The sequence below is a fragment of the Acinetobacter sp. CIP 101966 genome (assembly GCF_000369725.1).
Classification (GTDB): Bacteria; Pseudomonadota; Gammaproteobacteria; order Pseudomonadales; family Moraxellaceae; genus Acinetobacter; species Acinetobacter lwoffii_Q.
Genome location: NZ_KB850163.1, coordinates 1 through 22610, shown reverse-complemented (window position 1 = coordinate 22610; position 22610 = coordinate 1). Strand labels below are relative to the sequence as shown.

Annotated in this window: 21 protein-coding genes and 5 pseudogenes; 8 read left to right on the top strand and 18 right to left on the bottom strand. The window is 39.1% G+C overall.

Annotated elements, in window-relative coordinates; translation table 11 throughout:
• Positions 1-9 precede the first annotated feature (9 nt).
• A complete protein-coding gene (gene arsH, locus F891_RS14940; protein WP_010117055.1) occupies positions 10-504 on the bottom strand; it encodes an arsenical resistance protein ArsH in 495 nt (164 codons plus the stop codon).
• Between the two features lie 9 nt (positions 505-513).
• Between arsH and F891_RS14935 the strand changes: the two are divergent.
• A pseudogene (locus F891_RS14935) lies at positions 514-703 on the top strand (DDE-type integrase/transposase/recombinase); the annotation flags it as partial.
• Between the two features lie 16 nt (positions 704-719).
• Here the strand turns inward: F891_RS14935 and F891_RS17650 are convergent.
• The 4 genes and pseudogenes from F891_RS17650 to F891_RS14920 all read right to left on the bottom strand — a co-directional run.
• A pseudogene (locus F891_RS17650) lies at positions 720-917 on the bottom strand (hypothetical protein); the annotation flags it as partial.
• 23 nt (positions 918-940) lie between these two features.
• Positions 941-1861 carry a copper resistance protein B gene (locus F891_RS14930; protein WP_004281863.1) on the bottom strand — a complete coding sequence of 307 codons (921 nt, stop codon included), beginning with the start codon at positions 1859-1861 and terminating at the stop codon, positions 941-943.
• Positions 1848-3671 carry a copper resistance system multicopper oxidase gene (locus F891_RS14925; RefSeq protein ID WP_004281864.1) on the bottom strand — a complete coding sequence of 608 codons (1824 nt, stop codon included), beginning with the start codon at positions 3669-3671 and terminating at the stop codon, positions 1848-1850. Before F891_RS14925 ends, F891_RS14930 begins: the two co-directional genes overlap by 14 nt.
• A gap of 89 nt (positions 3672-3760) precedes the next feature.
• Positions 3761-4057, bottom strand: coding sequence for a hypothetical protein (locus F891_RS14920; RefSeq protein WP_004281865.1), 297 nt, complete (start codon positions 4055-4057; stop codon positions 3761-3763).
• A 148-nt stretch (positions 4058-4205) separates the two neighbouring features.
• Here F891_RS14920 and F891_RS14915 point away from each other — a divergent pair, with 148 nt between their 5' ends.
• Both F891_RS14915 and F891_RS14910 read left to right on the top strand, forming a co-directional pair.
• Positions 4206-4886: a heavy metal response regulator transcription factor gene (locus F891_RS14915; protein ID WP_004281866.1), complete on the top strand. Its 681-nt coding sequence runs from the start codon at positions 4206-4208 to the stop codon at positions 4884-4886.
• Positions 4879-6279 (top strand): heavy metal sensor histidine kinase, encoded by a 1401-nt coding sequence (locus F891_RS14910; protein ID WP_004281867.1) that lies wholly within the window; start codon positions 4879-4881, stop codon positions 6277-6279. Before F891_RS14915 ends, F891_RS14910 begins: the two co-directional genes overlap by 8 nt.
• Before the next feature lie 38 nt (positions 6280-6317).
• Here F891_RS14910 and F891_RS14905 read toward each other — a convergent pair whose 3' ends face one another.
• The 8 genes from F891_RS14905 to F891_RS14870 form a co-directional block, all read right to left on the bottom strand.
• Positions 6318-7601 (bottom strand): MgtC/SapB family protein, encoded by a 1284-nt coding sequence (locus F891_RS14905; protein ID WP_005264340.1) that lies wholly within the window; start codon positions 7599-7601, stop codon positions 6318-6320.
• Positions 7598-9973 carry a heavy metal translocating P-type ATPase gene (locus tag F891_RS14900; protein ID WP_004281870.1) on the bottom strand — a complete coding sequence of 792 codons (2376 nt, stop codon included), beginning with the start codon at positions 9971-9973 and terminating at the stop codon, positions 7598-7600. The genes F891_RS14905 and F891_RS14900 overlap by 4 nt, the downstream gene beginning before the upstream one ends.
• A gap of 11 nt (positions 9974-9984) precedes the next feature.
• A complete protein-coding gene (locus F891_RS14895) occupies positions 9985-10635 on the bottom strand; it encodes a methyltransferase family protein (RefSeq protein ID WP_004281871.1) in 651 nt (216 codons plus the stop codon).
• 20 nt (positions 10636-10655) lie between these two features.
• A complete protein-coding gene (locus F891_RS14890; protein ID WP_004695740.1) occupies positions 10656-10904 on the bottom strand; it encodes a DUF2933 domain-containing protein in 249 nt (82 codons plus the stop codon).
• Positions 10905-10930: 26 nt separating this feature from the next.
• Positions 10931-11362 carry a hypothetical protein gene (locus F891_RS14885; protein WP_004695737.1) on the bottom strand — a complete coding sequence of 144 codons (432 nt, stop codon included), beginning with the start codon at positions 11360-11362 and terminating at the stop codon, positions 10931-10933.
• Positions 11363-11808: 446 nt separating this feature from the next.
• Entirely contained in the window at positions 11809-12348 is a 540-nt protein-coding gene (locus tag F891_RS14880; protein WP_225554437.1) for an IS630 family transposase, read from the bottom strand.
• A 16-nt stretch (positions 12349-12364) separates the two neighbouring features.
• A complete protein-coding gene (locus F891_RS14875; protein ID WP_004647755.1) occupies positions 12365-12820 on the bottom strand; it encodes a helix-turn-helix domain-containing protein in 456 nt (151 codons plus the stop codon).
• A 225-nt stretch (positions 12821-13045) separates the two neighbouring features.
• The gene (locus F891_RS14870; RefSeq protein ID WP_004281876.1) at positions 13046-13288 is read right to left on the bottom strand and encodes a DUF2789 family protein; all 243 of its coding nucleotides are present in this window, start codon (positions 13286-13288) and stop codon (positions 13046-13048) included.
• A gap of 351 nt (positions 13289-13639) precedes the next feature.
• On the opposite strand from F891_RS14870, the gene F891_RS14865 reads away from it, so the two are divergent.
• Both F891_RS14865 and F891_RS14860 read left to right on the top strand, forming a co-directional pair.
• Entirely contained in the window at positions 13640-14020 is a 381-nt protein-coding gene (locus F891_RS14865; RefSeq protein WP_004281877.1) for a copper resistance CopC family protein, read from the top strand.
• Between the two features lie 64 nt (positions 14021-14084).
• Positions 14085-14966, top strand: a complete 882-nt coding sequence (locus F891_RS14860) for a copper resistance D family protein (protein ID WP_005100635.1) — start codon at positions 14085-14087, stop codon at positions 14964-14966.
• 195 nt (positions 14967-15161) lie between these two features.
• On the opposite strand, the gene F891_RS14855 is transcribed toward F891_RS14860, so the two are convergent.
• Positions 15162-16094: an IS5 family transposase gene (locus F891_RS14855; RefSeq protein WP_081401702.1), complete on the bottom strand. Its 933-nt coding sequence runs from the start codon at positions 16092-16094 to the stop codon at positions 15162-15164.
• Positions 16095-16164: 70 nt separating this feature from the next.
• Between F891_RS14855 and F891_RS18510 the strand changes: the two are divergent.
• Positions 16165-16278 (top strand): annotated as a pseudogene (locus tag F891_RS18510) (TetR family transcriptional regulator); the annotation flags it as partial.
• Between the two features lie 76 nt (positions 16279-16354).
• On the opposite strand, the gene F891_RS14850 reads toward F891_RS18510, so the two are convergent.
• The 4 genes and pseudogenes from F891_RS14850 to F891_RS14845 all read right to left on the bottom strand — a co-directional run bounded on the left by F891_RS14850 (position 16355) and on the right by F891_RS14845 (position 18893).
• Positions 16355-16969, bottom strand: coding sequence for a thiol:disulfide interchange protein DsbA/DsbL (locus F891_RS14850; RefSeq protein ID WP_004281881.1), 615 nt, complete (start codon positions 16967-16969; stop codon positions 16355-16357).
• A 177-nt stretch (positions 16970-17146) separates the two neighbouring features.
• Positions 17147-17286, bottom strand: a pseudogene (locus F891_RS18505) (cation transporter); the annotation flags it as partial.
• A gap of 87 nt (positions 17287-17373) precedes the next feature.
• A pseudogene (locus tag F891_RS18575) lies at positions 17374-17490 on the bottom strand (hypothetical protein); the annotation flags it as partial.
• 698 nt (positions 17491-18188) lie between these two features.
• Positions 18189-18893, bottom strand: a complete 705-nt coding sequence (locus tag F891_RS14845) for an IS6-like element IS1006 family transposase (RefSeq protein ID WP_001067784.1) — start codon at positions 18891-18893, stop codon at positions 18189-18191.
• 603 nt (positions 18894-19496) lie between these two features.
• Between F891_RS14845 and F891_RS14840 the strand changes: the two genes are divergently transcribed.
• Positions 19497-21116, top strand: coding sequence for an oleate hydratase (locus F891_RS14840; protein WP_004726755.1), 1620 nt, complete (start codon positions 19497-19499; stop codon positions 21114-21116).
• 267 nt (positions 21117-21383) lie between these two features.
• On the top strand, positions 21384-22442 hold the full coding sequence (locus F891_RS14835; protein WP_004281883.1) for a 2,3-butanediol dehydrogenase: 1059 nt from the start codon (positions 21384-21386) through the stop codon (positions 22440-22442).
• Positions 22443-22610: the final 168 nt, after the last annotated feature.

Sequence of the window (22610 nt, the reverse complement as noted above, 5' to 3'; positions counted from 1 at the left end):
ATCCAGCATTTATAAACTGCGCTGATTTACACGCTTGGACAACTCTTCAGCCGATTCCTTGCGTTCAGAATAACGATCAGTCAGGTATTTGCTTTGACCACGAGTCAGTAGAGTGAACTTAAATAACTCTTCCATGACATCCACAATCCGGTCATAGAAAGCTGAAGGCTTCATTCGTCCATCTTCTTCAAATTCCAAGAAAGCTTTCGGAATTGAAGACTGATTTGGAATGGTGATCATCCGCATCCACCGCCCCAAAATACGCATCTGGTTCAGGCTGTTAAATGACTGTGATCCACCACTGACTTGCATCAAGGCAAGGGTTTTACCTTGGGTAGCACGGATTGCTCCTCCTGCAAGTGGAATCCAGTCTATTTGTGATTTAAAAATGGAACTCATAGAACCATGACGTTCAGGTGAACACCAGACCATACCTTCAGACCATGCAAGAAGCTCATGCAGTTCTTTTACTTTTGGATGCTCAGTATCCGCATCTTCTGGCAAAGGAAGGCCCCACAAGTGATAGATACAGATAAAGCACACATATGGAGGTGCTTTGTCACGGTTAAAATGGGAAAGAAAATGTCCACCAGATCTTGAGCACAGGCAGGTTAAGTATAAAAATAACGTGATCGAATGTAATCATGGCAAGCTAAAGCGGATCATTAGGGCCACTTTAGGATTCAAATCGATGAAGACGGCTATGCCACATGCATCTATTCAGATGGCATTAAACACCGATGATGTACAGACGAAGTAGTAGCAGCCGATCCTACTAAAAGAATAGCAAACGATAAAAACAGCGATAAGCATGTTTTTAACCACTGCATAAAAATAGACCAAAAATTAAGCTTTTTTAGTTTTACAGATTCGAAAATAAATAGTAATAATTCATGAATAGTAGCCGAAGCTACCATTCATGAATCCAAATCATACTATTTTAAAAAACTAATTCGATGCCTGCACCATATTTCCATCCCTTTTCAGACTCTGTTGCCTCTTGCATAGAAGTGGCTTTCTGTCCTTTTTCATATTGGTAAGCAACATCAATGAAAGGTTTAATTCGCTTAGTAATCTCATATCGGGTTTTGATACCAGTTTTTAGTTCTGATAAACCTGATTTTGCAGCATAGTTAGAATCATCGCTAAATATTACATCTGCTTCGATATAAGGTTGAGTAATAAGTTTCTGAGTTAAAAGCAAATCACGTTCTAATTCAAAACTTGCTCCCCAAAAATTATTCTCACCGCCATAAAGATATGCTTGTGTTTCAAAGAAATAAGGAGCTAGACCTAATATACCAATAACCCCATCCACTCGATCGCTGCTGCTATTATTTTTATTTTCACTATATCTTACCCCAGCTTGTACATCCCAAAATGGGGCTACGTTACGGCTATAAAGTGCTGATACAGCATATTTTGGATCATTACTTTCTGACTTTTCCGAATTGGCTTCAATAAATAGACGATTTTCATCTGTTCCAATTAAAGTTTCAAACTTTGTTCCTAGGTTGCCCTTACCGTCTTCATCAACCATCCATTCATTTTCAAATTTTGTCGTTTGATAAATTTGTCCACCATGTTCTTTAAGATGATTGTCATGAGGTGAGTTAGAGTTCTCAAGCGCAATCTGGACACTCTTATCCCCCATATCCGCATTTTCCATTGAATAATATTCTGGATAACGCTCTTGAAGGGAATACTTTAATCCTCCAGATTCCTGTAAAAGAATTTTCATATTTTTTGTAATATTACTGTCTTGTACAGGAGTTTCATTTTTAGCGAACGTTAGATTTGATAATCCAAATAGCGCAATCATCAAAGTTGTTTTTGAAAACAAATTATTAGTGATGTGCATGTGGATTTACTCCCTTCTCATTTACTTGGGACTGAGGAACAGTCTTTGTAGAATTACCATCTTCCACTTGAGCTACAATGAGTTTATTCATCATTCCTGCACTCATATGGTAAAGCAGGTGACAATGAATAGCCCACTCACCTAACTCATCAGCTGTGAGTAGAGTGGTTATCGTTTTCCCAGGTGGAACAATTACCGTATGTTTGTTTGGCATATTGCTTGGATCCTGACCATTCTCAAGCTGCATAAACATGCCATGTAAGTGCATTGGGTGAGCCATCATACTGTCATTGACAAATTTTAAGCGAATACGTTCACCATACTTCACCACTAGTGGGTCGGCTTCATTAAATTTTTTACCATTTATTGTCCAAATATAACGCTCCATGTTTCCACCAAGACGGATCTCTATTTCACGTTCAGCTGCACGAGTGTCTTTTTGAGGATCTAACGATTGCAAATCACTATATTGCAATGCTTTATTACCTTCAGGTGTTGAAGCATTTGCCCATCCAAATACGGTATTATCATTCTTGTCTGAAGCCGCCTTAACAGTAGCGCTATTCATCGGCATATCATGATCCATACCTTTCATAGAAGACATATCATGATCCATACCTTTCATAGAAGACATATCGTGATTCATGCCTTTCATAGAAGACATATCATGATCCATACCTTTCATAGAAGACATATCGTGATTCATGCCTTTCATAGAAGACATATCATGATTCATTCCCATATCTTCCATAGTCAATAAAGAACGAGGACGAGGCTTAGGCATCTCAATTTGTTTTACAGGTGAGGTATTTTCATCATGTAAGGTTCCAACCGAAAATCCAGTACGATCAATAGATTCAGCTTCGATTTGATAATGGGCTTGTTTCGGTTCAACAATGACATCATAAGTTTCAGCAGTACCTATACGGAACTCATCTACAGGAACAGGTTTTACAGGTTGACCATCGGCACTTACCACTGTCATTTTTAAATTTGGAATTCGTACATCAAAAAATGACATTGCAGAAGCATTAATAAATCGAAGGCGAACTTTTTCTCCAGCTTTAAAATTACCGGTCCAGTTTTGCTGAGGTGTTTTGCCATTCATTAAAAATGTATAGCCTGTGACATCAGACATATCTGTTTTCAACATCCGCATCTGATTCCACATAGAGCGGTCTTGCCAAGTTGCCTTTAATCCATCACGTTTAACTTGTTTCATGACATCAAATACCGTTTCTCGACGGTTCTGATAGTAATCTGCTTCTTTTTTAAGATTCTTTGTGATTTGATCACTTGTTGAATTATGAAAATCAGAAAGCAAAACCACATAATCTCTATCAGTTTTTTCAGATGATGTTAAGGGGGTTTTATTTTTCGGATAAATAACTAAAGCACCATATAGGCCGTCTTGCTCTTGCCCTTTACTATGGGAGTGATACCAATAAGTACCATTTTGACGAACCTTGAATTTATATTCATACGTTTTATTAGGGGCGATGCCTTCGAACTGGTTGAACCCTGGTACACCATCCATGATTCCGGGTAATATCAATCCATGCCAATGAATTGAAGAGTCCTGATTTTTTAGCTTATTATGAACACGAATAACGGCATCATCTCCCTCTTCAAATTCAAGAAGAGGGGCAACGAATTTACCATTAACGGTAATTCTCTTTAGCGGTTTTCCTGTAATATTTACAGTCTGTTCCGCGATCGTTAAATCATATTCTTTAACTGCCGCCATTACCCAAGTTGATGAAAATAAACCAACTCCAATTAAGAGTATATGACTTAACTTATTTGACATTCTATCTCACCTTTAGAAAGGTCAAGATTGAAGTAATAAAGCAAATATTTAGTATAAACTTTAATACTTCTTTCTCGCTATTTATAAAATTATTTATTGCTACTAGGCATATTCATCTTTGAATGATCCATTTTAGAATGGTCCATATTCATCATAGAATGATCCATTTTTGACATGTCAGATGAGTTAGGAGACTGATGTTGACTATGATCTTGCTGAGTCTTGTCATCTTTTTCCATTTTACAAGGTTTTGTACAAGGTTCCTGTGCTTTTACCGTTTTAGTGGCACTTGAGGTTGATACATCTTTTGCCCAAGATTGAGTACCAGCAATTAAAGTTCCAGCACACATTAAAATTGTTAGACTACGACGCACTACAGTTTTCATAAGTTTCTCTAAAAGTTAATTTCTTGCTACTACAATAAAGTGAAGCACTGAACATCTAAGTGACTTGAAAATGACATTTTTGTAATCTATCTCGATCAGATGTTTTATAACGTTATTATAGTTTTAATGAATAACTTAGGATTCTGAGATGAGAATACTATTAGTTGAAGATGAACAAAAAACTGGTGATTATCTCAAGCAAGGTTTATCCGAAGCTGGCTATATTACGGACTGGGTTACAGATGGGTTAACGGGTAAACATCAAGCTCTTTCTGAAGAGTATGACTTAATTATTTTAGACGTGATGTTACCTGGACTAAATGGTTGGAATATTATCAATGATATTCGTAGCAGCGGTAAAACAATGCCCATTCTTTTTCTTACCGCCCGAGATCAAATCGAAGATCGAGTAAAAGGATTAGAGCTAGGCGCTGATGATTATTTAGTTAAGCCTTTTGCTTTTGCAGAGCTTCTAGCTCGAATAAAAACGCTCCTTAGACGAGGGCAACAAAGAGAAGATAGTAATATTATTAAGATTGCTGATTTAGAACTTGATTTGAGAAAACGTCGGGTAACGCGAGCGGGTCAACGCATTGATCTGACGGCAAAAGAATTCGCGCTTATGGAACTTTTTATGCGTAGACGAGGTGAAATTTTACCAAGAGCGCTGATTGCTTCTCAAATTTGGGATATGAATTTTGATAGTGATACGAATGTCGTTGAAGTCGCTATTAAACGATTAAGAAGTAAAGTTGACAGTAACTTTACTCCCAAATTAATTCAGAATATTCGAGGAATGGGGTATGTACTAGAGGTAGAGGATGAATAATAATTTATTCAGAGCGATCAGTTTCCGGATCGGTATCATTTTCTCATTATCTACTATTTTCATTCTAATTATTATGGGTTTGTTCATAAATAAATTAGTAATGCATCATTTTGAAACTCAAGACCGTACCCAATTAGAAGGTAAAATCCAGCTTATTCAGAATCTTCTCCAACAGCATCCTAAAAATTCTCCAGAACTTAATCTTTATTTAAGAGATGCGTTAGTTGGACACCATGATCTTATGGTCCAAATAGAACGACCGACAGGTAAAGTTTTATTTAGTTCAGCATCCTCAATCATTAATACTCAAAATTTAATCAAGTCAGCAAATAATTCATGGATTAAATGGCAAGTTCAAAATAAGACCTATCGTGGCATGATCTACACTACAGGTATAAATAGAAATTCTGAAATACAATCTGTACGAATTATTGTTGGGATCGATACATCAGAACATCTACATTTTCTAAAAGATTTTAAGCGTCAACTTTTGTATATTGGTTTGGCTGGTACAATTTGTTTAATGTTTTTAGGTTGGTTTGCAACCTGGAGAGGTTTAAGACCAGTGCAAAAAATGGCTAAGGTCGCAGAAGGAATTTCTGCTCAACATCTTTCAGAACGTTTAGAAGTTGAGCATACACCAACCGAACTAAAATCATTGGCAATCGCCTTCAATGCTATGCTGGACAGACTAGAGTCAGCTTTAGAAAAACTTTCCGATTTTTCATCTGATTTAGCACATGAAATTAGAACACCGATTAATAATTTAATGACCCAAACTCAAGTATGTCTCGCCCGTAACCGAGATATTGGTACTTATCAAGAAATACTATTTTCTAATTTAGAAGAATTTGAACGTTTGGCTCGAATGGTGTCCGATATGCTTTTCTTGGCAAAAGCAGAACATGGCTTAAATTTACAGAACTTACAGAATATTGACCTCATTAAAGAAGTTACCGCTTTATTTGATTTCTATGACGCTCTAGCTGCCGAAAAAAATATGACACTTCAACAAACAGGATCTGGCAATGTAAAAGGTGATCCTGCTATGTTACGTCGCGCACTCAGCAACCTATTGTCTAATGCAGTTAAATATGGAAACAAGAATTCTACAATACAGATAAAACTTCAACAGAATTTAGATAACACAATATTTTCAATTGAAAATGAAGGCCCTGAACTCTCTCCTGAACAACTATCCAGATTATTTGATCGTTTTTATCGAACAGATGCGTCTAGACAAAGAACAGAAGAAGGAACCGGCTTAGGGCTTGCCATAACAAAATCTATTCTTGATATGCTTGGGGCGACCATCCAGGCTGAATCCCTCAATGGTCGAATCATTTTTACCATTGTTTTTCAAAGTGAATCCATGCAAGGGGAATCATTTTAACTCATTTTTTGAACATCTTCCATTTACCCGAGTTGACCTTACATAAAGCTCAAACTGAGAGCCAGAGCTACGCCAGCACCTATCATGGCAATTGTGTAGCCAAATATGATAGCTCGGCCAAACTGTGCCCCCCCTGTCATCCATGCAATTGTCGCTTTGCTTAACATGTTGCTCAGTGTGGCCAGCCCTAGCGCGACAGCAGCCACATTTGTTGTTAAGCCTTCAGTACTATGCAGGCGGGCAAGTGAGACTAAAATAGCATCTACGTCTGCTAGCCCAGAAATAGTCGATAATACGAAGATGCCGCTGGTGCCCAACCATTGTTTTGCTGCCGGGACCAAGACTGCCATGACAGCCAGGAAAGCAGCGAAGCTGAATGCTGTCCCAAGATCAAAAGGAGCCATTGCTTCTATTGTTCGATCGTTGTTTTCAGCGCTGGTAATTTGGCGTTGTCTCCACAATGCCATACCCAGCAGAAGGATTCCCGCAATCATCATTGCACCACCAAAAGTGCTTAGCAATGCTGGCTCAATGACGCCTATCAGCACAACCATACGAAAAAACATGATGCCACAGGCAGCCAATGTTCCAGAAATAGCAGCACTGACCATGACGGGGTGCTGGCGTGTATAGCGTGCCAGTGCGACAGTTGCAGCTGTAGAAGATGCCAAACCACCCAATAGACCTGTCCAGAATATGCCTCTTTCTGAACCGGTAAGCCGCATGGCAAAATGACCTGCCAGAGAGAGTCCGGCAATCAGGATCACTGCCCACCATAACTGGTAAGGATTTAATGCAGCAAAAGGTCCCATACCCGTATTGGGTAAGTAAGGTAATATAACGACAGAAAGTACCAGTAACTGCAGGGATGCGGTTAATTCACGATGTTCGATCAAGCGTAACCAACCATGTAAGGTTGGCTTGAGATCCAAAAATACAGCCACGATGACAGCCGCGGTTAATGCTAAAGTAACATTACCATGGGATGCATATGCACCTAAAACTAATGTCAACAGCATCGCGATCGTCGTGGTAGCGCTTAAATTACCGGAAATTTTTGCGGTACGCGCGTAGGATACCGTAAGTAAAAGGGAAAGCCCTAATACGGCTGCGACTAGTGGCCAAGGCCCAAAGTTTGGCTGTAAATGACCGAGCACTCCTCCGAGTAATCCTGTCAATGTGAAGGTACGTAGGCCTGCTACTCGGCTGCCTTCTGGCAGTTCACGATCATTCCATCCTCGTTCTAAACCAATGAGCAGGCCGATGGCAAGTGCTGCAATCAGGCCTGATACATCTGGTGGAAGAAAAAGACTCTCTATCATAGCTTTTTATGTCGCAGGCGAAGGGCATTGGTGATCACTGAAGCGGAGCTAAAACTCATGGCCAAGGCCGCAATCATGGGTGACAACAACCAACCGGTAAATGGGTAGAGTACGCCAGCTGCTATTGGGATACCCAAGGCATTATAAAGGAAAGCAAACATGAGGTTCTGTTTCATGTTGCCAACAGTAGCTTCCGAAAGTGAACGGGCAACCGCGATACCGCGTAAATCTCCCTTGACCAAGGTAACTTGAGCACTATTCATTGCGACATCAGTTCCGGTCCCCATAGCGATACCGACATCAGCTTTAGCCAAGGCTGGTGCATCATTGATGCCATCGCCGGCCATTGCCACGATGCGACCTTGCTTCTGCAATTTGCTGACAAGTTCGAGTTTATCTGCGGGTTTAACTTCACCATGTACCTCATCAATACCCAGACGTGATGCGACTGAACGGGCAGTGGTGAGACCATCTCCTGTTGCCATCACGATACGTAGTCCAGCTTCCTTCAGGGTGGCAAGTGCTTCAGGGGTACTTTTTTTGATGGGATCGGATACTGCAAGCAGGCCGGCCAATTCACCATTGATGGCTAGATGCATCACACTTGCACCTTCTGAACGCAGCTCTTCGGCTTGCGGAATCAGAGATTGTACCGAGATACCTAATTGCTCCATCAGTGCTGTGTTGCCCAAAGCTAACTGACGATCGCCCACTTGACCTCGAACACCAATCCCTGAGCCTGATTCAAAATTATCTGGTGTTTCAAGAGGCAGGCCACGTTCGTGTGCTGCGTTTACAATCGCTTCGGCTAGCGGGTGTTCACTGCCTTGATCAAGACTGGCGGCTAAACGTAATACTTCAGATTCATCGAAACCTGATGCGGCAACCACACGATCGAATACAGGGCGTCCTTCAGTTAACGTACCTGTTTTATCGATGATTAGTGTGTCAATCTTGCGTAGATTCTCAATGGCTGCTGCATCGCGGAACAACACACCATGAGTAGCACCTTGACCCGTTGCAACCATGATAGACATTGGAGTTGCCAAGCCTAGTGCACAAGGACAGGCAATAATGAGTACTGCCACAGCATTGATTAATGCATAAACCCAGCTCGACTCTTCTGGGCCGAACAGTCCCCATCCAAAGAAGGTAAGCAAGGCAATGGCTACTACAGCCATGACAAACCAACCTGCAACCTGATCAGCCATGCGTTGCATTGGTGCTCTCGATCGTTGAGCTTGCGCCACCATCTGTACGATCTGGGATAACATGGTACTTGAACCAATTTTCTCTGAACGCATGATTAGGGAACCATTGGTATTCAGGGTAGCACCAATGACTTTATCACCGATGCGTTTAGTGATAGGTAAAGGTTCACCTGTCAGCATCGATTCATCCACTGAACTACTTCCTTCAGTGATTACACCATCCACAGGCACTTTTTCACCTGGGCGAATTCTGAGTAAATCTCCTACATGGACATGCGTTAGAGGAACATCTTCTTCAGTTCCATCAGGCAGGATTCGGCGAGCTGTTTTAGGAGCGAGCCCAAGGAGTGACTTAATTGCAGCAGAAGTTTGCGAACGTGCTTTTAACTCCAATATTTGTCCCAGTAGGGTCAATGAAATGATGACCGCTGAAGCTTCAAAGTAAACAGCGACACGACCCATGGAAATAAATGAGTCTGGGAAGATTTGCGGTGCAATGGTTGCGACCACACTATAAATAAATGCAGCTCCAGTGCCCAAACCAATCAGCGTCCACATGTTCGGGCTGCGATTCACAACCGATTGCCAACCCCGGGAAAAAAATGGCCAACCTGCCCAAAGTACAATTGGGAGTGACAACACCAGTTCAATCCAGCTCTGAACAGCCATATTGAACAGGTTCATTTGATGACCAAACATCGCCAAAAAAGTCACGATGATGGTCAATGGCAGTGTCCACCAGAAGCGTCGGCGGAAATCACGTAACTCCGGATTCTCATCTTCCTCTAATTCAGGAATGAGTGGCTCCAGTGTCATTCCGCATTTAGGACAGTTTCCAGGATGATCTTGCCTGATTTCTGGATGCATTGGGCATGTATAGATGGTCGTACCTGTTGTGCTTGCCGCATTAACGTGTTGAACAGTCTGATGATGCTGTGTATGTGCATCGGCAGTCGTCGTTGCGGGTTTAGCGATATATTGCACCGGGCTGCTATGAAACTTTGATTGACATTTATCACTGCAAAAAAAGTAAGTTTTCCCCTTAAATTCCTCATGGTATTTCGATTCTTCAGTGACGGTCATACCACAGACTGGGTCTTTCAGTACGTCTGTTGTAGCCTGTGCCATATGGTCCTGGTTATGATTTTTTTGATCTGACATAAATAATTCTCTTATGGTAAAGTGGTTTTATGGCCGAATTTTGGAATAAATCTCGGAGTCTGTTGAGCATAGCTGTCATAGACAGCGCCAAACTGTTTACTCATTTCAGCCTCTTCCTTAATTGCCAAGCGGCTGTACATTAAGAGTAGGATTGGAAACATAATCAGTGTCAGTAAAGTTGGCCATTGCAATAAAAAACCCAGCAAGATCATCACAAAAGCCACGTATTGTGGGTGACGTATACGTGCATAAGGGCCTGTGATCGCTAAAGAATGCTGACGTTGCGCGTTGTACAGCACGTGCCATGACGTTGATAACAGGTAAAATCCATAGCCCAAGAAAACGTAACTGGCGATATGCAAAATGCCAAAATGTGGATCACCTTTTTCACCTAATAGCGTTGACCACAAGTGACCTGCATTATGAGAAAGTAAGTCAAGTTGAGGGAAGCGAGTTTGAAGCCAACCAGATAACAGGTAAATGGTTAAAGGAAAACCATACATTTCGACAAATAGAGCAATGATAAAAGCCGAAAAGGCCCCAAATGTACGCCAATCGCGCGCAGTGGAAGGTCTAAAAAAACTGAAAGCGAACATGATAAAAACTGCTGAGTTAATGATAACCAGCGTCCATAAACCATAAGCCGATTCCGCATGATTCATGATGGATCTCCTGATAAGAGCTATTTTTTGTTATCAGATATATCGGATTTTTTTTGCTGCGAGTGGTTATGCCCATGACCACCATGCATAAAAATATGCATCAGTGGACACGCTAAAAGGAATAAATAAGGCAAAGCACCGATAACGTGGGCTAAATGTTCCGTTAATAGAAAATAAGCTGCGATACCACCCAGCACGATTAGACCAATGGCATAACGTGTAGACCAAAAGTTAGGTACTGAATTATTTTCTTGGTGTTGGTGATTCATGGTGCTTTCCCCTAATTCATGGGTAACTATTTAGTTGCTGACGGAGGCATACAGTCCATCATCATCTGCATCATGGATTGCATCATGTCCATACGTTTTTCCATCATCTGCTGACGGTCAGCCATATTTGCATTCATGCTTTGGCTGCCCATCTGTTTCATCATACTCATACCTCCTTGCATGAGTTTCATGTGCTCAGCCATAAGTTTCTGACGTTCTTGTGGGGTTTTTGCAGCCATCATCTTCTCATGCATGGCTTGCATCGCCTTCATGTGTTGATCCATTGCAGCCATTTTATCTGTAGCAGTGGTGCTGGTAACTGTTTGCTTAATTGTTACTGCAGATGGTGCTGTTTTTTCAGGGTGGTGATCTTTGTGTTCATCGGATTGCTGTGCAAATGTATTCAATGACGCGGCTGCGATACATAAGCCCAAAAAAATGTTTTTGAATTTCATCATAATTTTTTCCTTTAAATAATTTGGAAGTAAAAGCTATGTTTTAGTACTGAACAGAGTCTAGGAATTTGACTACTAAACTGATGAAATTTTTGGTTATTCTCTGTCTCTCTTAAAAATTTTAGCACTATTAATTAATTATTTTTAAAAATGACAAAAATGTAATTTTGAGATCTTCTCGAAATATATAGTCTATGCTGAGATGACAAAAATTTTATTTAATATTAATCTTTTAAAACTATTAAAGTTGTTATGATTTTATGTGCTTAAAAAAATAAAAATGAAATGATTAGATGACTCCAAGGCTAGTTAGAGACACATTCTTAATGTAATTTACACTGTTATTCCTTTAAAGAAAAAATACAGTTGATCAAAATAGTTTTTTATAGAAAAAAGGGTGGATAATTTAATTATTAAACTTATTGGTATATTTATTAGATAAGTTGTCATTAAAAAGTAAACATGTATTCTTTTCCGAATTGGTTTGATACTTTCTCCACCCATTGCTCTATTTTGTCAGCTGTCATGACTTGAAAATCTCGCCAATAATATTTCATCTGCTTCCATACCATCTCGATTCGATTTAACTCAGGGCTATAAGCTGGAATAAAATACAGATTCGTCGAAAAGTTAGTTTTAAGTAGCTCTCTGTAATCAGCCATCTTTTTACTTCTATGAATCGAGGCATTATCAACAATAAGAACCAATGGAAGGTTATACGTCTGTTTTACTTGTTGAGCTATTCCAGTTAAATAGGCATAAAACCAAGTGCTTGTCACTGACTCTTGTAAACAACTAGTCACCAGTTTCCCCGTTGAAAGCAAACACCCCATGACATTAACTCGTTTTAATCTTATTGCATCAACCGCATGAACATCACCTATCTTTGTCCACGCATAGCGGTTATCAGGTGTAGATGAAAATCCTGTTTCATCAACATAACCTAATATAATTTCACCACGTGCCGCTTGCTCTCGTAATTCTTCAATCTGCTGTGTTGCTTGTTCAAATGCAATCGGATCTCTTTTTTTTCAAGCTATGACGGGTACGCTTGAAGACCATACCTGAATCCCGTAAAAACTTACGAATGGTTTCAACAGACACGGACACTTCGTATTCTTCATGTAGTTTGACTCGGATTTGTTCTGCATTGAGTGGACTTGTATTGACCCAATCTAGGATTTTCGCCTGATAGTCTGAGATCAATGTATTGGGTCGACCTGAGCGATGACCTTCTTTAATCGATTCAAACTCATACAATTCCCAACGTCGGCGTTGTAGCCTTATGGTTTCTGGGATACGTTCTTGTAGAGTGGCAACTTCCGCAACACTTTTACCTTCGGAAAGCCAGAGAATAGTTTGGGCACGTTGCCTTTCACGCCAATGTTTTGCATGCTTGACCAGAAAAATGAGTCGTTCTCGCTGTTCTAAACTAAGTGGTACAGAAACAATTCTAGGCATGTGTGAACATCTGTTAACTAAAAAAACCTTTTCGCATCATTAGTTATTTTTGTCAACTTAGAAGGTAAAGAAGATTATTTTTAATATTAGGGTTTATAATCCAAATTTCAGAGTAAGGAATCTACTACTTATATAATAGAGATTCCATCTCCAAAACAGTACTACTGTATGAATGAGTTGTATTCAATGCAGGGAAGAATGTAGATCCTTAATACTAACGGAAAATTATTTTACTGAATTTTCATGTAAAGACTCATTTAATTGATCAATCACTGTCGTCCATTCACCATCAGAGTGTAGTTTTTCTTCTAAAAAATGACGTTGAGCATCAGTCCAAAAAATTGCTTGTGTTAAAAAAACATCTCCAGCTAGCTGATGGCTCTCTATGAATTTTGCAATTGCTTCTTCAGTAGAAGCTAAACCAAGCTGTTCAAATAATTTGGTCATTCTTGGACGTGTTTGAGTCATGTGCTTAGCCCACAAATTTATATTAGATCAAATTAAACATAACATGTTTATATTTAAACTAAAATATAAAAAATTAAATAGCTACTATTTTCTTAGTCAAAATGATTACTACATTTCATAAATCAACCACCTACATAATTTGTTTGTTAAATGATCATTATTTTTCAATAAGATTATTTTAATAGTTAAAGATTTTAAATTTTAAAAATGACAAAAATGTAATTTTGAAGTCATCGCTCTGTTTCTGTCTCTCACTAATAATTGAAATATAAGAGGAGATGATGTGGTCTCATTAAATATAGATTTTATAAAGTCATCTCTAATGAACTAACGAATCAAGAGGAAACGTAAATGAAATTATTTCAAAATAAAATGACTGCTCTACGTAATGTTGTAGTAGCTGCAACGATGATTGTGGCTACTACAACTACGTTCGCTCATGTGAGTTTAGTGAGTGCGATTCCTGCGGAAAATGCATCTATCCTTAGTCAACCAAAGAACTTGACCCTTAACTTTGGTGCAGAGGTTATGTTGATGAATATTAAGTTACTGGATGCTCAGCGAAGAGATGTTCCTTTAAAATATGAAGTTACTCATGACTTAAAGAAATCCTTTGATGTCGCTCTTCCGAAACTGAAAAAAGGTAAATATACCGTTGTCTGGACAACAATGGGGAAAGATGGTCACAACATGAATGGTGAATATAGTTTCACTATCAAATCAACTAAATAAGAATTGATTACCTTTCAACATGTCAGTGAGGTGCTGGCATGTTGTTCTAGAATGGACAAAAATAATGATTTCTGAATATTGGATGTGGGCCACTTGGTTAACTAAGGTTATTTTATATTTAAGTGTAGCTTTTGTCGTTGGTGGAGCCTTTTGCTATTTTTTACTTAGACAATATCTTGAACTAAAAGAATCGATTCTTAAATATATTACAATTGGCGCTGGATTAGGCCTAATTTCCAGTACCTTGGGATTTTTTATTCTGATTGGTAGTTTTGCCAATACTGGTATTACAGGTATGGTGGACCCCACGTATATTAATATATTGGTTAATACTCCGACGGGGTATATATACGTTCTTCGTTCTATTAGTTTTGCTCTTTTACTTCTTCTCATGGTGGTTAAACTTAACAGGAACAAAGGTCAGTTTTCTATAATTGAAAGTTCAATATTTTGTATTTTACTTATCCCGATTATTTTTAGTTTTTCCCAGCTCGGACATGTCGCTAATTTAACCTTACTTGCTCAAATTTTATTATCAATCCATATTCTAGTTATGTCGTTATGGATGGGGTCTTTATATCCGTTATGGAAAACCAGCCGGGAAATAAGTGGTTTACCTTTAAAAGATCGCATGCATGTATTTGGACGTATTGCTGCTTTCATTGTTGGGATATTAATCGCCTGTGGCGCTAGTGTAGCTCTTCTTTTAATTAAAGATTTTAATACCTTAATCAATACTGCATATGGCTATGGTTTCATGGTTAAAATGTTTTTTGTTATAAGTATTCTACTTTTAGCTGCCTTCAACAAATGGTATTTCACCCCGCGTCTTCAACATCCTAAATTCGCTAAACACCTTAGTCATGCCATTTTATTTGAGATGTTATTAGGTCTATCAATTCTATTAACAACAGGCTATATAACCACTGTCGTGGGTATTGAATAAGAGAATTTCAAAATAAGGGAATTGAGGAAATTTAACATTACTGCATTTATCTTTTGTAGCTGAGCAATAAAGTTTCTACTGGACTGTCAACTTACGACAATCAGAACAGTAAAATCGCATCATGAGGCATTATACATAAAGGTGGCTTTGTTGCACAAAGATTTGAAATGCAAAGCGCCCCTAATTGAGCCAAATTTAAGGCGTAACTTGGGTAAGTGGTCGACCTAATTCCGTAAATCTGTTGAGGACTGCCACACGTGCATGGATCTCATTGACTTGGCTATCAAAACTCCTTGCACTGAGTTTATCTCCTAATAATTTGATGCAATGCATCTTAGTTTCAACCAAACTTCGCCGATGATAGCCTGACCATTTTTTCCATAGTGTCCTGCCTAAACGTTTAATTGCTCGAAGTAATTCATTTCGCTCTAGCGAGCTACTCTTTGTATCTTTCCATGGTTTCGCATTTTTTCTAGGTGGAATCACCGCATGTGCTTGCCGATCTGCAATGACCTGACGGCATTGCTTGGTGTCATAAGCTCCATCGGTATAAACAGAGTCAATCTGCTCATCTTGTGGAATCTGATTAAGTAAATCACCAAGCACCTGTGAATCACTGACATTATTGGTTGTGAGCTGAATAGCGCGTATTTGTAGGGTTTTGGCATCTATACCAATATGTAGTTTACGCCATTGGCGACGATATTCAGCTCCATGTTTCTTGCGTTTCCATTCGCCCTCACCTAGAAACTTCATGCCTGTAGAGTCTACGAGTAGATGCAGCCCATCGCTACTTTTTTGGTAGCTGATTGCAATATCAATATGCTGTTGTCGTCTACAAATTGTAGTGTAGTCTGGCGCTATCCAATTTAATCCGCAAAGTTTAATCAGACTTTGCACAAAGCCAGTGACCATACGTAAAGACAGACGGAATAAGGATTTAATCATTAAGCAGCATTGGATGGCTGCGTCGGAGTAGGTTTGATTTCGCCCTTGTTTGCCTTTTGATGGCGCATACCATTGCGTAGCAGGATCAAACCAAATGGCAATATTTCCGCGACTCATGAGTGCTCGGTTATATGCGGGCCAATTGGTTGTGCGGTAGATTTTGTGTGTAGGCTTCTTCATTTGAAAATTATATCGCTGAAAAAGCCTTTACAGATAGGTTTGTGCAACAAAGCCATCCACGATTCATATTCAATCCCATGACTTTAAAGCGCAAAGCGTGTTGCAGATGCAGCTCTTATTCCGAGGAATTTTACACTGGTATCGCCCGCCGATAGAAACACCAGATCCGGCAGTCAGGACGTAAATAACCATTCCTCCAGTTTAAATAAAAAAACCTGCAGATTCGATGCAGGTTTTTTTTAGAGATAATCAATCGCGTCTTATTTGGCTTTACGCTCTTTTTCAATCAGGTAATTTACCACCTGAATTACTTTGGCATCATTGCCCTGCACAATATATTTACCATTCACGGTCACCGCTGGTACACCGCTTAACTGATATTGAGCAGTCAAATTTTTTGCCTGAGCAATTTTTGACGAAATCGGGAATGATTTATAAGTCGTGTTAAATTTCTCTTCAGAAATACCATAACGGGTATAGAACTTGGCCAATTGTGCCTGTTCTAAAATTGGACGCTGCTTGTCATGAATATCATGGAATAACTGTAAATGTGCTTTTTGACGCACACCCAGGGCTTCTGAAACATAATAAGCACGTGCAGCCTGTTCCCAAAGCGGGTTCATTGCAGCAGGTGTACGTACAAAACGGATATCTTTGGGTAATTTTTTCAACCAGTCCTGCATATGCGGTTCCAACGTGAAACAGTGACCACAGCCATACCAGAAGAATTCACGTACCTCAATTTTGCCCGGTTTTTCGACTTTGACTGGTTTTGCGACCACCTGATAGTCCTGACCTGCCACAAAATTGGCCATAGCATTGCCTGAAAAGGCCAAAACAGATGCGGCAACAGCTCCTAAAAGGAATTTTTTCATTGGGATTATCGTCCTCTAAATCATTATGCTTAGTGTATGGGTTCACTATAAATCAATTATGCCGGTTCCGTTTTCATGCTGCGAACTTTTGTGCTATCAGAACCGCTACATTAAAGTATGCGACTGATTTTAAGTCAGTTAATATGGCCATTCGACCGCTATGTGTTTTTAGATAATCACAAAAGTTAAACTTTGAGTAATAAAAACGGTTATAATTTCTACGATTAAAACGTAGTGGTCAAACCTACAGTAAATATTAGCTTCTTACTATTCTCTTCAGTAACAGCCGCGTGGCTCTGAGAATGATCTTCTGACATACAATAGTTTCCTTATTCTATTTACGATTAGCTGAGAGACTTGAGTAAGCCTCAATATTTCTGCTAAAAATTGCTTACTATAATTGGTCAAGAAGCTTTCTTTTCATTTATCCACCGGGACAATATTGGTAATAAAACCAACATAAGAAGGGTTGATGAGATAATTCCTCCAATAACCACATTTGCTAGTGGGCACTTTACTTCTTTCTCCAATTCCAATGCCTCCCTAACTAATTAGAGAGTTTTAAGCATTATTACATGAATCTTTCCAGTACTATTGTTGCAAATATACTAAGTTGCATATTTATTCCTGCCTATGTATAGGAGCATATGTAACCCTAAAGTTTAAAATAGTCTTTTCGGATTATTTAAAAATTTGAAAATGGTAAAGAATAAATTAAAAACAATAAATATATTTATCATTCGATTTAAAAAAATTAATTAATCTTAGTTACACCATACTAAAAATAACTAATTTTTAGTTTTCCTAGTTATATGTGCTTCATTATAATTTTGAATTAATTCTCTTCACACCCTTTGCTTTTTTCATTGTTAATTATTTCTAAATTTTTCTCTAAGAAACGAAGTCCCCCATCAGCAAAACTACTGGTTGAAAAAACTATAGTAAAAATAACTAAAACAATCTTCATATATATATTATTGAATCTAATCATATCTTGGACCAAAAAATAATTTCTTCATATACTAATTCCTAGATATATACACCTAAATGACAACCAAATTACAAATTTGTAATTTTGTTAAGGTTTGTCCTAAAAAAAATAAATTAATACTATTTTAACAAAGATAAGTCGTTGCTGAAAAATTTGAATTGTAAGGGATTTAATTAGGCACTGTTGCAAATAGAGATTTGAGTCGATGATGTTCCCTTTAAAAAGTACTTAGAGACCGAAAACCCTGTTGATTAGACACACTTCACCCTGAGGCTGACCATAATAAAATGACGATGCTTGTCCTTTACGTAGTGCACGCATGACTTCAATACCTTTAATTGTGGCATAAGCCGTCTTCATAGATTTGAATCCTAATGTGGCCCTGATGATCCGCTTTAGCTTGCCATGATCACATTCAATCACGTTATTTTTATACTTAATCTGCCTGTGCTCAAGGTCTGGTGGACATTTACCTTCCCGTTTTAACCGTGATAAAGCACGTCCATATGTGGGTGCTTTATCCGTGTTGATCACTTGTGGAATTTGCCACTTCTTCACATTATTTAAAATTTTTCCAAGAAAACAATATGCTGATTTGGTATTACGTCTAGAAGAAAGATAAAAATCAATGGTATCGCCACGTTGATCGACTGCACGATACAGATAAGACCATCTTCCATTCACTTTTACATAGGTTTCATCAATATGCCACGAGCTCAGATCTGTAGGATTACGCCAATACCAGCGTAAACGTTTTTCTATTTCAGGAGCATAACGTTGAACCCAACGGTAAATAGTCGTGTGATCAACATTCACACCCCGTTCGGCCAGCATTTCCTGCAGTTCACGATAGCTAATGCCATATTTACAATACCAGCGCACAGCCCAAAGAATGATTTCGCCCTGAAAATGCCGACCATGGAAAGGATTCATATGCTGCACCTTTAGCTAAAACAGTCTTCAACTTACCATTCGTGGTTATTTGCAACAGTGCCACTTGGGTGGTCTGCCTTTAGCTGGAACATGCTTCTGCAATTGCTCAACCATTTAAATAAAAGGTTGACCATGAGATGCCTGTATATCGCTTAAACTGTGTTTCAGAAAGCTTCTTTGAATCAATGTATTTCATCCGCAGATTATGCACGAATGCTAAGAAAATTAGAGTACAAATATCAATCAAAAAGGTGCTCGTTTTTTGATTTATGAAAGAGATCTATTATTCAATTATATCTTTTAATGATCAATAGAAAGCCTAGTTTCAAACACATTCTTCAGACACAAACAAATATGATCAAAATAGAGTGATTACTCTATAAAATAATAAAATCAATTACTTAAATCATATTTTATTTTAAAAAAATACAAATGTGTATTAAAAATAACCATTACTTACATTTTTTTGATTACAAAATATAATGAGTAAATTGCTTCCCATTTCATACATTTTTCATATATAAAAAGTCATACTATTTTTAAGGTTTTTCTAAATCACATTTTATACTTCATAGTTTTTAACATCATTATTAAAGGTGAACCATGCAAAAGAAGAAGCGCACCCCATTAGACGCACAACAGTCCCATCTTTGGATTATTGGTGGTGGTATCGCAGGTATGGCTGCTGCTGCATTTGCAATCCGTGATGCCAAAGTCCCTGCCAAAAATATCCATATTTTAGAAGAACTCGATATTTCAGGTGGTTCGATGGATGGTGGACATACACCGCATGCCGCGCAAGCTTGGGTAACACGTGGTGGGCGAATGCTGACCGATGAAACTTATTTGTGCCTATGGGACTTATTTTCCAGTATTCCATCTTTGGAAAATCCAGACATTTCGGTGCGTGAAGAATGTCGTGAGTTTAATGAAAAAGTGAAAACCCACGCCAATGCACGGTTGATTGATGCCGAACATGTCATTGCGGATGCAGCAAAGCTTGGTCTGAATACGCTACATCGTGCACAGATGCTGCGCCTATTAGCTTCAAAAGAAGAAAAAATTGGCAGTCGCCGCATTGATGAGTTTTTTGATGAAACCTTTTTTGAAACCAATTTCTGGCGCATGTGGCGCACGACTTTCGCTTTTCAAAAATGGCACAGTGCAGCAGAGTTAAGACGCTATTTCTTGCGTTTTATTCAAGAATTGCCACGCATTCATACCTTAGCGGGTGTGAAACGTACCAAGTACAACCAATATGACTCGATGATTCTGCCCCTACAGCGTTGGTTAGTCGCACAAGGCGTCGATGTGCGTTTTGGACACTATGTCACAGATGCAGACTTCATTACCAATGCTGAAACTCAAGAACGCTACGCTTCACGCCTATATGTACAATTGCCTGAAGGCTCAGAGCAAATTAATCTGAAAGCCAATGATTTAGCTATTTTCACTTTAGGCTCTATTACAGCAGACTCACGTTATGGCGGTAATCATGACGTGCCTGCCCTTATTCGTCATCGAGAAGATCATGGCTGGACGCTTTGGGAAACGCTGGCACAAAAAGCCCCAGACTTTGGCCGTCCAATGACTTTTTATGGCAATGTCGATGAACATAAGTGGGAGTCTTTCACTCTGACCATGAAAGATGACGTGCTACTTAAACGTATTATTGACTATACAGGCAATGAACCAGGCACAGGCGCACTCATGACTTGGTATGAGTCGGGTTGGCATTTATCCATCGTGGTTCCTGCACAGCCACACTTTGCCGACTTACCTGAAGGTTTATATACCTTATGGGGCTACGGTTTCCAAATTGACCATATAGGCGATTACATCAAAAAACCAATGTCCGAAGCCACGGGGCAAGAAATCCTAACAGAACTGATTAAACAGCTCGGTTTTGACGACATTTTAGATCATGTTTTGGCAACGACTGATGTTACTACCGCCATGATGCCATACGCCTCTGCCCTATTCGCCTGCCGTAAACCGGGGGATCGTCCACAGGTAATTCCACAAGGCTCACAAAACTTTGCTTTCCTTGGACAGTTTGTGGAAATTGAAGATGACGTGGTCTTTACTGTGGAATATTCAGTTCGTGGGGCGATGCTTGCCATTTATGAATTTTTTGGGGTGGAACGTGAAATCCCTGAAATTTACAACGGTCTACTTGATCCCAAAGTGGGTTTAAAAGCTTTAGAAACAGTGTTCCACTAAGTTTTTAATATATAGCGATAAGAGCACCTTTATGTCGCCACTATTACATAGTTTAATTTAAGCAACGTTTGGATACACGAGTGTGGCAGGGATGCCACACGTTATCCATCATAATAGGGATGTTATGTATGGGTAACAAAGGCTTTTGCTTTCTTTTGGCTTATCAAAAGTAAGGGTATTGCCTACACAAACACCTTTTATACTTTATTGAAAGTTGAGGCCGTGTACGCACTGGTTTACCGTTAACATCAATATAAGGAATATAAAATGAAAGCAGCTCGTTTTTATGACCGAGGGGATATTCGAATTGAAGATATCCCTGAACCGAAAGTACTTCCAGGCACAGTTGGAATTCAAGTTGCGTGGTGTGGTATTTGCGGTACAGATTTACATGAATTCATGGAAGGTCCTATTTTTATTCCACCTTGTGGTCACCCACACCCAATTTCGGGAGAATCTGCACCTGTAACAATGGGACATGAATTTTCAGGCGTGGTTTATGCAGTTGGAGAGGGTGTAGATGATATCCAAATTGGGCAACATGTCGTAGTTGAACCCTACATCATTGCTGACGATGTGCCGACTGGCCCCAATGATAAGTATCATTTATCAAAAAATATGAACTTTATTGGTTTAGGCGGACGCGGTGGTGGTCTTTCTGAAAAAATTGCAGTTCAGCGGCGTTGGGTACATCCTATTTCAAATGATATTCCTTTAGACCAAGCAGCATTGATAGAACCTTTATCTGTCGGTCATCATGCCTATGTCAGAAGTGGCGCAAAAGCTGGCGATATCGCACTGGTTGGTGGAGCAGGCCCAATAGGCTTACTTTTATCTGCTATTTTAAAGGCTAAAGGTCTCACGGTCATCATTACTGAACTGAGTGCAAAACGTAAAGAAAAAGCGATAGAAGCGGGTGTTGCCGATTATGTACTAGACCCATCTAAGGTTGATGTAGTTGCTGAGGTAATGAAAATTACAGAAGACCGCGGTGTAGATGTCGCTTTTGAATGTAGTAGTGTCAATAAAGTCATGGATACACTCGTTGCAGCAATGAAACCAACTGGTGTAGTCGTTATCGTTTCTATTTGGAGCCATCCTGCCACAATTAATGTGCATAGTGTGGTGATGAAAGAGCTAGATATTCGTGGCACGATTGCTTATGTAAATGATCATCAGGAAACTATCCGTTTGGTTGAGCAAGGTAAGATTAATCTAGAACCTTTTATTACCCAACGGATTGCATTAGATGATCTTGTTTCTAAAGGCTTTGAAACATTGATTCATAATAATGAGTCTGCTGTAAAAATTATTGTTCATCCGTAGTAACGCCTAATTTGAACGACTAATTTGAATAAACTAGAAATAAACTCTATGTAGCTATTTCTAATATCTTTATAGATAGGGAATGAGTCTGTACGTACAGATTCATTCTCAAATTTACGGCACTGTTGCAAATAGAGATTTGAGTCGATGATGTTCCCTTTAAAAAGT